The organism is Sinomicrobium kalidii (assembly GCF_021183825.1).
Classification (GTDB): Bacteria; Bacteroidota; Bacteroidia; order Flavobacteriales; family Flavobacteriaceae; genus Sinomicrobium; species Sinomicrobium kalidii.
Genome location: NZ_CP089211.1, coordinates 1066693 through 1080654 on the forward strand (window position 1 = coordinate 1066693; position 13962 = coordinate 1080654).

Sequence of the window (13962 nt, forward strand, 5' to 3'; positions counted from 1 at the left end):
AACTATTTCATAAATCGCAAGTTGCACCTCTTACGTCCTGCTGTCTTACATTTGAACCCCAATAATGTCCACAACTTTTTAGCTCGATCGTCAAAAAACACAAAGGACAAGGTAAGGCACAAAAAAATCCCCTGCCGAGCCGGCAAGGGATTTTGTTATCATCTCAAGAAAACAAAAAGACTAAATATCTTCCTGGTCTCTCAGCTGCTGAATGTATTGCGCTTTCTGGATTTGCGATCTCCTTTTCACAGAAGGTTTTGTGAATTGCTGACGGGAACGCAGTTGACGCATCGTCCCTGTACGATCAAACTTCCTTTTAAAACGCTTCAGCGCTCTGTCTATATTTTCGCCTTCTTTTATCGGTATTATTAACATATCTTAACCACCTCCTCTCATTTAGGATTGCAAAGATACGTTTTTTACCTAAACCACCAAAATGTTTTAATCCTTTGATAGCGAAATTGTGCCCCCAATACTATTTCCCTGATTTATCGAAAGCTATACCTTCTCCATATATTGTAAAGAGGTACACGGGTGTGCGCCTCAACTATCTTACTTTACAGACCAGACAGAATATCCTTTGGGCGGCACTTCTATTTTAACCCATTTATCAGATTGGGTAGCGGGCTCCCACCCGGAGTGCCCGGTATAATCTTTAATAGTGGTGCCGGCCCAGTTGGTCTCTACCCATCTTTCCTGCCGGGCATCTGAATTATTGATATAGACAATTAGCCCGGGACCGTTATAACCGTTCCTTCTGGCTATATATTCATCATTGTCGGCGTAAAGAATGGAAGTATCCCCTCCGGCCAGGTTGTTGTGTATCCAGATCAGGTTATTCAGCTTGTCCTTGTCCAGCCATTCCTCGTAATCCCTGTAAAAAACAGCAGGATAGCCTTCGTGGGTAAGAATATAGGCATAGGCCAGCATCTTACCGTTATATATCTCATCGGTATCGTGATTAGTCACAAAGGTGACGGCCTGCATGGGATTTCGCTTCCACAACATATCGTCATTGAGCCTGGTAAGGTCGTTCCCTTCAAAAGCATCTCTCATCCGGTAGTAACAGGCAAAATCGAACGCACTGACTCCGGCTTCCCCGGTCCACCAATCCAATGTAGCCGCATTGCCATCCCAATACTCCCCGACAGCAAAACCACCAACTTCATCCTTCCACGCTTTTACCACCCAGGGTTCAAACCCTTTCACATAGTCGAACCTCCATCCGTCAAACCCCACCTGACCCCTGTAATATCTGGCCACGGAATTGGTGTTTTTCCAAAGCCAGTCCTGCACGTGATCCTTGTGATGACACAAATCTGCAAACCCGCCGAAAGTACCGCTGTCATTATTGTGAAAATCATTCGGGTGAAAATCATACATATCCCGGTAGAACATGCCCGAAGCAGGATTGTAATCGGTATAGGTCTGCGTTCCGGTGAAAATATTATCTTCGGCATCACCGCCGCTGTTATGATTAATAACAATATCCGCAATAACACTTAACCGGTTCTGATGCGCCTCGTCGATCAGGTTTTCCAATTCCGCTGCCGATCCGAACCTGGTCTCTACACTCCCCATCTGGTCGTATTCGCCAAAATCAAAATAATCGAACGGATCGTACCCCATGGAATACGCCCCGTTATGCGCCTTCGACACCGGCGGCAACCATATGGCATCGATCCCTGCAGCGCTCCAATCAGCCACCCTGGCACTCAAATGGTCCCACCAGGTTCCTCCCGCAGGGACATCCCAGTAAAAAGCCTGCATCATCACCCCAGAGCCTATCGGTTTCAGGTCTTCACGTGAGGCCAGTACATATTGAGCATCCGGGTCATGCATTTCGGTTTCACTTTCCAGCGGCCCTTCTTTATGACATGCCGACATCACCATTAACAGCCCTCCACCGAGGAGCATACTTTTACATTTTAATAATTTTTGGTGTAAATTTTCCATAATTCAAAGTTTTGTCGGTGTATTTTTAAATAAATCTAAAAAATACATCCTTAAACAGAAAACTTCTTTATAAATGAAAACGTTTTCGTGTTAAAAACTTTTCCGGAAACGTCTGCTATCAACTGTTTTCGATACTTTATTCCACAAAAAAGGCCGGCGATTGCCGGCCACGATTATATGTTGCACACACTCTATAGCGTGCTACTTCAATATCTGCCTGGAAATAACTACTTTCTGTATCTCAGTAGTTCCCTCTCCTATGGTACACAATTTGGCATCCCTGTAGAATTTCTCCACCGGGAAGTCCTTGGTATAGCCATAACCTCCGTGTATCTGTACGGCTTCATTGGCTATTTTTACACAAGCTTCGGAAGCGTACATTTTTGCCATGGCACTTATCTTGGTGATATCACGCCCGGCATTTTTCCCGAACGCAGCCTTGTGCAGCAACAGTTCCGACAATTCTATCTCGGTAGCCATATCCGCAAGTTTAAAGGATACCCCCTGAAACTCACATATAGCTTTCCCAAACTGCTTTCGTTCCTTTGAATACTTCAATGCTGCTTCATAAGCTCCTTTGGCAATTCCCAGGGAGAGTGCCCCTATGGATATCCTGCCGCCGTCCAGCACTTTCATCGACTGTATAAATCCTTCCCCTACATTTCCCAGCCTGTTCGCATCGGGAATCCTGCAATTATCAAAAACAAGTTCGGCAGTTTCACTGGCACGCATTCCCAGTTTATCTTCTTTCTTTCCGCTATTGAACCCGGCTGTCCCTCTTTCCACAACAAAAGCCGTCATTCCCTTGGAATCTCCTTTTTCCCCGGTCCGCACTATGACCACGGCAACATCCCCGCTTTTTCCATGGGTTATAAAATTCTTTGCTCCATTCAACACCCATTCCTCTCCTTCTTTTACGGCGGTGGTATTCATCCCTCCGGCATCAGAGCCCGTATTGTGTTCCGTCAGTCCCCATGCCCCGATCCACTCTCCGGTAGCGAGTCTGGGCAGCCATTTCTGTTTTTGTTCTTCATTACCAAACTCAAGGATATGATTGGTACAAAGCGAATTATGTGCCGCCACGGAGAGCCCGATGGAAGGGTCTACCCTAGAAATTTCCTCGATGACCGCTATGTATTCATGATACCCCAGCCCGGAACCTCCGTACTGTTCGGGAACCAAAACTCCCATAAAGCCAAATTCCCCGGCTTTTTTAAACAATTCCACAGGAAACACCTGCTCCTCATCCCATTCCATGATATGAGGCCTTATATATTGTTCCGCAAATTCCATTGCCGAGGACTTGACCATTTGCTGGGTCTCGGAATAGTCAAAGTTCATAGCGGTATTCATATCGACATCCATTTAGCGTAAAATTTAATTAAATATATGATAATCAACCTATAAAACATTACAAAAATACGATGTTCAATCGTGTAAAACAAGCTGTAAATACTAAAATAAAGATAAAAAAACAGGAGGCATATTTCACAACCTCCTAAATTATTTAACGATAAAACGGAACCCGTTCGCGGTTATTATTTCCCTGCACACCCCCTTCGGTACGGTTTTTCGCTGTTTGTATATTCCGTTGTCAAATATAGCTTAATTCTATCAATTTTGTATACTCATCCCGGGAACAGATTTGACCAGCCAGGCGCCTGCCATTACTATTCATCTCTTCTTTCACAGGTTAAAATCATTCACTCTTTTCAAAAATACAATATTTTCCTTAACTTTAGAAAGATTTATATTACTTAATACTAATGAAAGAGACAGATGTAACTTCAGCTTTCCGGAGTGTGGACACACTATCAGATATTGATTATGTGGTTCACTTTCTGGACCGCGCCGGCCAAAACCCCTCGGTAAAGGATTGCAAACGTTATATGGAAGCACAAATGCACATCCGCCCCGGAGATCGTATACTGGACTTCGGATGCGGGACAGGGAACGATGTAAGGAGACTGGCTGAACTTACGGGCAACAAAGGCCTGGTAACCGGCATTGACATCAGTAAAAAACTTATTGAAATTGCCCGTTCCCGTCATTCCGAAACAGATCTGCCCATCACATTTACGGTGGCTTCGGCAGATGAACTCCCGTTTGAAGATGCTTCCTTTGATATTTGCAGGGCAGAACGGTTGCTGATGCATGTAGCCGACCCCGCTAAGGTTATTGATGAAATGCTCCGGGTAACCAGACCAGGCGGCCGGATTGTGATTTTTGACATAGCGTTCGACGCTACTGCCACCTATCATACGAACAGGGAATTCACCCGTAGAATTATCCGGTATGTAAGTGACAATATCGCTAACGGGTGGATCGGATCACATCTCGGTATGCTGTTAAAAACCAGACGGGCGGAAGACGTAAAAGTGATTCCCCACACCCTAACCCCCGATTATGAATTTCTGAAATTTATCATTTCCCCCGTCCTGACAACCGCTGTTGAGAATGGGATTTTTAAGCAACAGGAGATCGATCACTGGTGGGCCGAGCTGGCCAAAGCGCAGCAGCAGGACTATTTTCTCTATACCTTCCAGGGGTTCATCGTATCCGGTAAAAAGGCAGGCAGATAGATGCACCTTAACTTATTTCACCCTTAAATACAACCGGATCCTGTTTATTTTTTCAGAAGAAAAACCTTCGATTTCCGTCAATTCCTCCAGAGCCCCGATTTCGTGCTCACTTCTGTAGGCGATTATTTTTACAGCATCCTCCCGGTCCAAATATACCAGGGAAGCGAGTTTATTCAGCGAGACCGAATTAATATCGAGCACTTCTATTTCCGGTGGTTTTACAACATCAAAATATTGCAATGCCCGATTTACTATGGCGGAATCCAGGCCATACACTTCATAAAGTTGTTGATTTACGGAGAACCCACCCAGCAACGCCCTGTATTTCACAATACGTGCCGACAATTTTCTTCCGATACCCCGGACAACCATAAAATCATCGGCAGAGGCAGCGTTCAGATCTTTCTTTTTAGTATCGTCCTTAACGACGGGCGCCGTATGTTTATCCGTATATGTTGTTCCTTCGTTTTTCGCAAAAGACGGAAACCGGAAGTACGGAGATATTTTATCTAACAGTGAATCGGAAATGCCCGTTACCTCCCGAAACCCGGAAACCGTATTTACAAACTTGCCCGCAGCACGGTATTGGCGCAACCTGTCTATTTCTTCTACGGTCATCCCCAGCACATACCCTTTGTAGTCTGAAATATAATTGGGGTTAAAAGGATAAACGGTGTCCTTTTCCTTTATTTTGATTCTTTTCAGTGAATCTATTGCTTCCTGATACCGAACCCATGTGTTGTCCGGTATTTCATGCTTTTCTCCCGCTGCCCGGGAAGCCATCAGAAAATAGAAGGCCTGTGCCAGTATAATGAGAAGTAATAAAAAGAAAATCCCGCTTCGTTCGTTCTTATTAAAACGGAAGTGGGAAAATATTTTCATGATAAAATATTTTTTTTGCCCGGCTACTATTCCCCGGGAACATCGTCATTTTCCGAATAGGAATCCGGTTCCTTTTTCGGCGGTGTGGTCAGGACCCTGTAAAAGAAATAGCCCGCAATGGCTGTTACTATGCCCTGCGCCAATACCATGGTTATTAATGCTGTTGTGTTCATACTCTTGTTACCCTCCCTTCTCTTACTCTTTTCTTATACGACAAATATATTAATACCAGTATAAATATCAATAAGGACAACAGAAATCCCCGTGCCATGTTTACAGCGGACATGTTTTCCCGCAACCTGCTGATCTCTTCCGGGTCCGTAGCCTGCGCTATCTGCTCCTGGAGCCCTGCGTTGGTAACCTTTTTTATAATGGAAAGGTTATCCAGCGCCCATCCGTTTCCGGAAAAAAGGCTGTTTATATTTCCCGACCAGTCATTCCCTTCAGGGGCAAACATCGTTCCGAGAAAAACGATGATCAGTATGGCCGGGGTCACATATTTGATAATGTATTTATAAATACCAGGGATCTTAATATCTGCCCCCATATTGATCTCCCGCCATCCTTTTTTCAGACCGAACACCCAGGAGAACAAAATGGTTTCCATCATTGCAAAAACAACAAGGCTCACCGTTCCCGCCCAGTAGTCATATTCGCTAAAAACCCCTTCCTGGAAGAAGAATACGGTGGGCAACCCCATGATCAGGGTAATCAGGCCGAAGGCCCAGGCCCCTTTTTTCCTTTCCCAGCCAAATTCGTCCTGCATAAAACTCACACAGGGCGTCCCCATGGCAAGGGAGCTGGTTATCCCGGAAAAGAACAACAGCCCGAACCACATAACTCCCGCAATCGCCGCAAACACGGTTCCCCACTGCTGGAAGAGATAGGGCATGGTCTGGAACGCCATTCCGAAACCGGCATTTTCCAACACCCAGTCCATTCCGAGGTACCCGGCTGCTATGGGAATCACTATGGAACTCCCGATCACCACTTCAATAAACTCGTTCATAAAACCTGCGGAAACGGAATTCAACGCTATATCGTCCTTACTCTTCACATAAGCCGCATAACAGTGTACGGTACCCATACCCACGGATAGGGTAAAGAATATCTGTCCGGCTGCTGCCATCCACACCTTCAGGTCGAGTATGGACTCGTACTGCGGGGTCCACAGGAAATTCAATCCGTCCCAGGCATTGGCATCCGGAAATATTTCGGAGGCCCCGCTGGTTCCGAGGGTGAGTCCCCTTATGGCCAGCACCACCCCGAAGAGGATGAGCAACGGCATCCCGATCTTGGCTACTTTTTCAACTCCTCCCAATCCCTTGGAGAGGACATATACGTTAATAGTAAGACAAAGCACATAAAAAATAACGGCTTCATATGGAATCCCCGTAGTACTGTGAAGCACATCGGTATACGAGAGGAAGAAATTGGCCACTTCAGACTGGTCCATCCCGATAAACGTCCCCTTTATGGAATGCAGCACATATGACATGGTCCAGGATTCGATGTAGGCGTAATATGCAGCTACGGCAATATTGGTAAATATGCCGAATACCCCGATGTACTTGAGTATTCTGCCCTTGGTCATGGTGTCCAGAATGTAAGGTGTACTGTGATTACCGAATTTCCCTCCAAACCTTCCGGAAGACCATTCTATAAACAACAGGGGAATCCCCATAAGCAAAAAACACACCAGGTAGGGGATTATAAAAGCTCCTCCTCCGTTTTCCACTGCCTGGACCGGGAACCGCAAAAAATTGCCCAGTCCTACGGCATTTCCTGCCATGGCAAGAATAAGCCCAACCCTGGAGCCCCAGGATTCTTTAGTCTTTGTCATACTCTAACAATAATGTTTAGCCCCGCTTATCAGCTGTTTTTACTTTAACACGTTCCGGTTTTTTAAACAGTTCGTCCGCATTCAGTTTGCGTATATACTCCTTGAGGTCTTTACGGATTTCCCCGGACATGATATACAGCCCTATAATGTTCGGTAAGGCCATGGCAAGAAGCATCATATCTGAAAATTCCAGTACGGCACCCAGACTTATGGAAGCCCCCAGAACGATGAACATTAAAAACAATATTTTGTATATGAATTCCACTCTTTTGCTTTTTCCGAAAAGAAAGGTAGTTGCCCGCATACCGTAGTACGACCAGGAGATCGCCGTGGAGAAGGCAAATAAGAACACCGCTATGGCAAGCACATAAGGGAACCAGCTGATAATACTACCGAAGGCATTTGAGGTTAATTGTGCACCGCCAAGTCCTTCCGCATCGTGATAAGCACCGGTAAAGATCAGCACCAAGGCTGTAAGAGTACAAACCACTATCGTATCAATAAATGGTTCCAGCAAGCCAACAAACCCTTCGGATACCGGGTGATTAGTCTTTACTGCAGAGTGAGCAATAGCCGCAGATCCCACACCGGCTTCATTGGAGAATGCTCCCCGACGGAATCCTTGTATCAGCACGCCTATAAAACCACCTTTTAACGCACTGGCTGAAAAGGCCCCGTCTATTATTTCCATAAAAGCACTCCCCAAATGACTGATATGCATAAATATGACAATCAAGGCAAAGAGGACATATATGGAAGCCATAACGGGGACTACCTTTGCCGTAACCTTGGCTATACTTTTAATGCCTCCTATAATTACAGCACCTACCAATATGGCCATCATTATACCGAACCAGAAGCCATTCCCCTCCAAAGCGGGAAATTGCCCCTGCAACTGATCAAAGGCCTGATTGGACTGAAACATGTTCCCGGAACCGAATGAAGCCCCGATACATAAAACAGCGAAGACCACGGCGAGTACTTTACCGAATTTCTCTTTACCCCGTACTTTGAGCCCTTTGACCAAATAACTCATGGGACCTCCGAAAACCCGGCCGTCCGGTGCGATTTCCCGGTATTTCACCCCGAGGGAGCACTCTACAAACTTGGAGGACATCCCCAGAAACCCGGCGAGTATCATCCAGAAGGTAGCGCCGGGGCCTCCTACAGCTATAGCTATGGCCACCCCTGCTATATTCCCCAGACCAACGGTCCCTGAAACTGCGGTTGCCAAAGCCTGGAAATGGGTTACCGAACCCGGAGCATCGGGTTGGTCGTATTTTCCCCGTGCCAGTTGTATGGAATGCTTAAAGCCCCGGATGTTTATAAATTTCATGCGCAGGGTAAAGAAAAGCCCCCCTACTATAAGCCATATCACTATAAAAGGTACGGCGATGGTCCTCGGATCGCCGTTGGGATGCAAAAGTGCTTCACCGTTATCGTCATACATTACGGGATCGTATAACCCCACAGCGGCAAAAGGGTCCCAAAATAAAACGGAACCAATCGCATCTACTATAGGTTGCGTGGTTCCGTTAAAAATTTCTGTTATTGACTTTGCCGGAATCTTATATTCCTTGGTGACAGAAAGCCCGGTTGCATCGGTGACCGTAACCGTATACGGAATACCTTCTGTTAGCCCCGAAGCCCTGTTTGACGTTAACGGGGTCTCCGGCTTGCTCCATTTATAGGTATACGGCTCCTGTCCCCCTTCTACCTGAAGCACCATTTCCCCGTCATTAATTACCTTCGAGGGGTTCTCCAGGGTTTCCTGTACCTTTAATTCTTGTGAAAATACTGTAAAAGAAGTTAATGTCAGAAGAAGAGAGAGAAACTTATTTCTCATAAAACGCATATGTTTTTAAGTTTTAGATTAGAGTTGTGTTTTTTTACTTAAATCCTTAAAATAACATTGTACCGGAATTAAGTGTAAGGTTAAACAATAAAAGGGAGCAATATCCAAAAAAAAAGAATCTAAATCAAATTTTAGTTCTGATTTCGTTATCTAATTATTAAAAAATACTTAAAAAACATTTAAAAATGCCTTTTTAAAGAAAGACGGGACCACTCATTTTACAGGTCGAAAACCGAAGTCCTCTTCGTATAGACCATGTCCTTCAGTTTCAGCACAAAAGCCAGGGTAAGATAAACGGCAAACCATATACCGAAAGTGGCAAACGACACATATATAAAGAACAACCGGACATTTTTGGCTTTCATTCCGAGCCTGTCGGCAAGACGGGAAGAAACGGCGAAACCGTGCTTCTCAAAAAAATACCGGATGTTGTTCAGCGTTTTCACGAAGGCAAAGATAAGGAATAATTAAAAATGGAAAACCAGGCCAATGTACCAATGCGTCAACGTGCCGATTTGATAATTGACTTATGAAAATATACGGAACGGGTGCCGGGCGATTCATTTTTCCCATTTAAGGAGGTGATGCCCTATGGTACATTCCAGGCACCTGTTTCCGGAGCAATAATCATTGTATAATTGTAACATCGCCTGGCTTTCGCCCGCATTTTTGGCCTGCACTCCTGCTTCGGCATATTTGTCGGTTATCCTGTTCCTTTCGGGTTTCAGGCTTCCTGCAAGTTCCGTTATGGCAACATTGACCTCCATACCCGTATACCTGGCATAACAGAACTTCAGGGGAATTACGGTATTGATGACCAACAAGTCTATAAAACTACGTGACATTTTTTTTACCCGCTTCTTTCCGGAGGCTTTTCCGAAGGTGTAGTGACAATCCCAGTACCCCGAGGCTACGCTGTCAAAAAGGTCGTAAAATTCACGAATGTGCCCGGCCTGCATTGCTGCCGCAAATAATTTTTCTTTTTCGAAATAAAGGTTGGCCAGTTGCGACAACCTCAGGGTGGGGAAATTGGCGGGACGCAGCTTGTGGAACCGTGGACGGATGATCCCTTCCGCAGAAAGCCGGTATTTGTGTTTGAGGTATGCATATTCCCTGCACAGTTGTGCAGTATAAGAATCCGGAGTTTCAATAGTGTCCAGTAAACCGGCCTGACCGAACAAAAGGGCTTCCAGCCGGAACTGGTTATCCCGTACTTTTCTCACAGTACCGTAACCGACAGTATCTGCTATGCTCCGGAACGATTCGCCATTGACCTTCAGTCCGAAATTTTTCATCAGGTTTTTGAAAAATACCGCTTCCCAGTCGTTCCTGGAATCTTCCAGATCGCGGAAAACGGCGAGCGATTTCTGTTCCAGGCGTTCAAAAAACAAGCGTTCTAGATAATTGTACCGCAAAAAGGGAGGTACATTACCGATATCCTTTTCGCAATTAATAAAATAGTAGTTGCCTTTCAGAAGAGTGGTATAGTTCTCAAAAGTGGTTTCGGGAACAATATCTTTCAGCTCCACTGCGGGCACCGTGGAATCATCCCTTCGAAAAACAGGCATATCGTCTTCCCAAACCACATGAAGTATAATATTGTCATATGCCGGGTCTTTCTCATGACGATGTACATACCAGTCGGAGGATTTCAGGTGGATCTCCACATTACCTGCCCATAACTGTCCGCCTATACGGAGTTTTGCATTGAAAAAATCGGGGCCTGAATTGCTGTTGTGCTGCCCTGTGGTTACAACCTCTACCCGTTCTCCAGCAGAGGTATATAAATTTTCCCCGCGGAACTTTTGAAATTTCCACAGGTAATGCAGAAAGTCTTCTTTCATACCTTGAAACAAAAAGTGATTCAGATGGATAACGAACCAGGCAGCTAATCTTTAATTTGTTCGTAATCAGGTATAAATGTAAAAAATCAAACGGGACTACACAAAAAGTATAGAAAGCGGCTTATAAAAAATAAAAAACCGGTAAAAAAAGTTGTTCATTAGCAATTAAAAATTAACTTTGTATTTCAAAGTACTTTAAAAATGGATTCAAAAAAATACCTGGAAGATCTGAATGAAATTAAGGACCTGATGCAAAAATCCTCCCGCTTCATTTCCCTTAGTGGCCTTTCGGGGATACTTGCCGGAGTTTACGCATTGATCGGGGCAGCAATAGCTTATGTTGTGGTCACAAACTCCACAAGAACATACCTGATCCTCGACGGATACATTTTCAGACTGATGCTTCTTGATCTGTTTCTCATCGCATTTCTGAGCATCGGTACCGCTATTTTTCTCACCACCCGGAAAGCCAGGAAAAACGGCGAAAAGATTTGGGATACCTCATCAAAACGCCTGGTGATTAATTTCCTGGTCCCACTACTCACCGGCGGACTGTACATATTGATCATACTCGGCCAACAGAAATACGGACAAACAGCAGCACTAATGCTTATTTTTTACGGGATCGCCCTGGTCAATGCATCCAAATACAGTATAGGGGATATACGATACCTCGGCTATACAGAAATCTTTCTCGGACTGATTTGTGCCCTGTTCCCAGGCTACGGGTTCTGGCTGTGGGTTGCCGGGTTTGGCATTATGCATATCGTATACGGTCTTTTCATGTATTTTAAATATGACAGGGCATAAATTTTGGGTATTATAAACAACATAAACAAAGCTTTTGATCATCGTGTCCGGTTGGGCATCATGTCTGTATTGATGGTCAACGAATATGCAGATTTTAAAACCCTCAAAGAACTCCTGGGCGTTACCGACGGCAACCTGGCCAGCCATTCCAAGGCTCTGGAACAAGCAGAATATATTGTTATAGAAAAACGATTTATCGGTAAAAAACCCAATACGCGTTACAGGGCAACCAAATCGGGTAAAACAGCATTTAAGGATCACCTCAATGCCCTGGAACAACTCATAAACAGAAACGAATAATTTTTTTTACACATTAACTTTGAAATTCAAAGTACTTTAAAAATAAATAAAAATGGAACACAATCAGAAAAACACCAGCAAATTCGGCCATTGGATAAAAATCTCAACTACCGCAAGAATGCTTATGATAGGCTTCCTGATCCTGGTTTTGCTTATCCCGCTTTCCTATATTGAAGACCTGATACGTGAGCGTTCGCTCAGAAAAGAAGGGGTGATAAACGAGATCGGTGAAAAATGGGGTGGCGAAGTCCTTTTTTACGGACCGGTCCTGAAAATACCGTACAAAACATTTCAGGAAAAAACAGTAACGGATAAGGACACTAAAAAGGTGTATACCGAAACTATTGAAAGTATTGACTATGCCTTTTTCTTTCCGGAAAAACTCACTATAGATACAAAGATAAACCCGGAAGAGAAATATTACGGCATCTATAAAACCTCCGTTTTTGAAAGCAATATGGACATATCGGGCACCTTTACAAAACCGGATTTCAGCGAACGGGAGATCAGCAATGAACATATCCTGTGGGACAAAGCCAAAATCATTATTCGCACTTCAAACCTCAAAGGTGTAAATAACAGGGTACACATAAAACTCAACAAGAATACCTATAACTTTGAATCGCAGTACAACGGAAATACAGCCAATACTTACGGCACAACTGCTCTGCACACCATGGAAAGCGGCTTTTTACAACAGGAAGACCTCCCGACACATATAAATACGGATTTCAGTATATCTCTTTTCGTTAAAGGAAGCCGGCAAATAAGTTTTATTCCCGTGGGGAAGGAAACTTCGGCCAATATATCGTCTAACTGGAAAACCGCCAATTTTTTCGGGGAGTTCCTTCCCCATAATGACGGTAAAGTCCATGAAAACGGTTTTGATGCCCGGTGGAAAGTGCTCGATATCAACAGACCCTTTTCACAACAACATTTTCATCACTTACCCGATCTGAACACCTTTGCATTCGGAGTGAACTTTATGATCCCCGTAGATGAATACCAAAAAAGCGAACGCTCCGCAAAATACGGCTTTTTAGTTATCGGGCTCACCTTCCTCACCTTCTTTCTCATACAAACCATGAGCAAGATCGGCATACACCCTTTCCAGTACCTCATGATCGGCCTTGCCCTTACCATGTTTTACACCCTGTTACTCTCCATTTCCGAACACAGCAATTTTCTGAAAGCATATCTGGTTGCCGGAGTATCGGTAATTGCACTGATCACTATCTATTCCCATTCCATTCTAAAAACCCGGAAGTTTTCCATATTCATATGCTTGTCGTTAGCAGCGCTCTACTCCTTTATATATGTAATTATCCAACTGGAAAATTACGCGCTTCTGGTAGGAAGTATAGGGTTGTTCCTAATCCTGGCGTCGGTAATGTTCATATCGCGAAAGATAGACTGGAATAACGGTTAAAATAACAAGGCCCTATCTGCCGTTCTTTATCCGAAAAGAAACAGATGGGGTTTTCCTTTATTCTACAACCTCGCCTTCCCATTCCATAATGCCTCCCAGCAAGTTATGTGCCTCTTCAAAGCCGAGTTGCCCCATAATGTTACAAGCCTGTGCACTCCTGCCTCCCGACCTGCAATACACATAGTAGGTCTTTGACTTGTCCAGTTTTTCCAGTTCGTCAATAAACCCCTGTCCCTGTCTGATATCTATATTTACTGCATTGGGGATATAGCCTTCTTCATATTCCTCTTCCGTGCGAACGTCCAGAATAACGGCATTTTTATTGTCTTCCAGTTGTTCTGCCCACTCCTCTTGATTTAAATCTGCCATAGTATTGTTGTTATTTTTTTTCAAAATTACGCAAAAGAAAAAAATCCGGAACTGTTCGCCCCGGACTTTTTTATCAACTCACTGTGCTTATA

General features: G+C 44.4%; 14 protein-coding genes. 4 read left to right on the top strand and 10 right to left on the bottom strand.

The annotated features are described in order from the left end of the window. Positions 1-180 precede the first annotated feature (180 nt). From rpsU to LS482_RS04210, 3 genes are all read right to left on the bottom strand, one after another. Entirely contained in the window at positions 181-375 is a 195-nt protein-coding gene (rpsU, locus tag LS482_RS04200; RefSeq protein ID WP_233030499.1) for a 30S ribosomal protein S21, read from the bottom strand. A gap of 177 nt (positions 376-552) precedes the next feature. Beyond that, a complete protein-coding gene (locus tag LS482_RS04205; protein ID WP_233030500.1) occupies positions 553-1956 on the bottom strand; it encodes an alpha-amylase in 1404 nt (467 codons plus the stop codon). A 201-nt stretch (positions 1957-2157) separates the two neighbouring features. Next, on the bottom strand, positions 2158-3297 hold the full coding sequence (locus LS482_RS04210) for an acyl-CoA dehydrogenase family protein (RefSeq protein ID WP_233031794.1): 1140 nt from the start codon (positions 3295-3297) through the stop codon (positions 2158-2160). Positions 3298-3722: 425 nt separating this feature from the next. Between LS482_RS04210 and LS482_RS04215 the strand changes: the two genes are divergently transcribed. After that, the gene (locus LS482_RS04215) at positions 3723-4538 is read left to right on the top strand and encodes a methyltransferase domain-containing protein (RefSeq protein WP_233030501.1); all 816 of its coding nucleotides are present in this window, start codon (positions 3723-3725) and stop codon (positions 4536-4538) included. Positions 4539-4550: 12 nt separating this feature from the next. On the opposite strand, the gene LS482_RS04220 is transcribed toward LS482_RS04215, so the two are convergent. From LS482_RS04220 to LS482_RS04245, 6 genes are all read right to left on the bottom strand, one after another. After that, entirely contained in the window at positions 4551-5420 is an 870-nt protein-coding gene (locus tag LS482_RS04220; protein ID WP_233030502.1) for a ComEA family DNA-binding protein, read from the bottom strand. Positions 5421-5446: 26 nt separating this feature from the next. Further along, entirely contained in the window at positions 5447-5593 is a 147-nt protein-coding gene (locus tag LS482_RS04225; RefSeq protein WP_233030503.1) for a hypothetical protein, read from the bottom strand. Continuing rightward, entirely contained in the window at positions 5590-7263 is a 1674-nt protein-coding gene (locus tag LS482_RS04230) for a sodium-dependent transporter (protein WP_233030504.1), read from the bottom strand. The genes LS482_RS04225 and LS482_RS04230 overlap by 4 nt, the downstream gene beginning before the upstream one ends. Positions 7264-7279: 16 nt before the next feature. Next, on the bottom strand, positions 7280-9109 hold the full coding sequence (locus LS482_RS04235) for an alanine/glycine:cation symporter family protein (RefSeq protein ID WP_233030505.1): 1830 nt from the start codon (positions 9107-9109) through the stop codon (positions 7280-7282). A gap of 227 nt (positions 9110-9336) precedes the next feature. Next, complete coding sequence (locus tag LS482_RS04240) at positions 9337-9564, bottom strand: PspC domain-containing protein (protein ID WP_123216352.1); 228 nt, start codon at positions 9562-9564, stop codon at positions 9337-9339. A gap of 114 nt (positions 9565-9678) precedes the next feature. Next, entirely contained in the window at positions 9679-10962 is a 1284-nt protein-coding gene (locus LS482_RS04245) for a DUF2851 family protein (RefSeq protein ID WP_233030506.1), read from the bottom strand. Positions 10963-11163: 201 nt separating this feature from the next. Between LS482_RS04245 and LS482_RS04250 the strand changes: the two genes are divergently transcribed. The 3 genes from LS482_RS04250 to creD are packed head-to-tail and all read left to right on the top strand — an operon-like array spanning position 11164 to position 13501. Then, positions 11164-11772, top strand: a complete 609-nt coding sequence (locus LS482_RS04250; RefSeq protein WP_233030507.1) for a hypothetical protein — start codon at positions 11164-11166, stop codon at positions 11770-11772. A gap of 3 nt (positions 11773-11775) precedes the next feature. Continuing rightward, positions 11776-12072, top strand: a complete 297-nt coding sequence (locus LS482_RS04255; RefSeq protein WP_233030508.1) for a winged helix-turn-helix domain-containing protein — start codon at positions 11776-11778, stop codon at positions 12070-12072. Between the two features lie 52 nt (positions 12073-12124). After that, positions 12125-13501: a cell envelope integrity protein CreD gene (creD, locus tag LS482_RS04260; protein WP_233030509.1), complete on the top strand. Its 1377-nt coding sequence runs from the start codon at positions 12125-12127 to the stop codon at positions 13499-13501. 57 nt (positions 13502-13558) lie between these two features. On the opposite strand, the gene LS482_RS04265 is transcribed toward creD, so the two are convergent. After that, complete coding sequence (locus LS482_RS04265; RefSeq protein WP_233030510.1) at positions 13559-13870, bottom strand: rhodanese-like domain-containing protein; 312 nt, start codon at positions 13868-13870, stop codon at positions 13559-13561. Positions 13871-13962 lie beyond the last annotated feature (92 nt).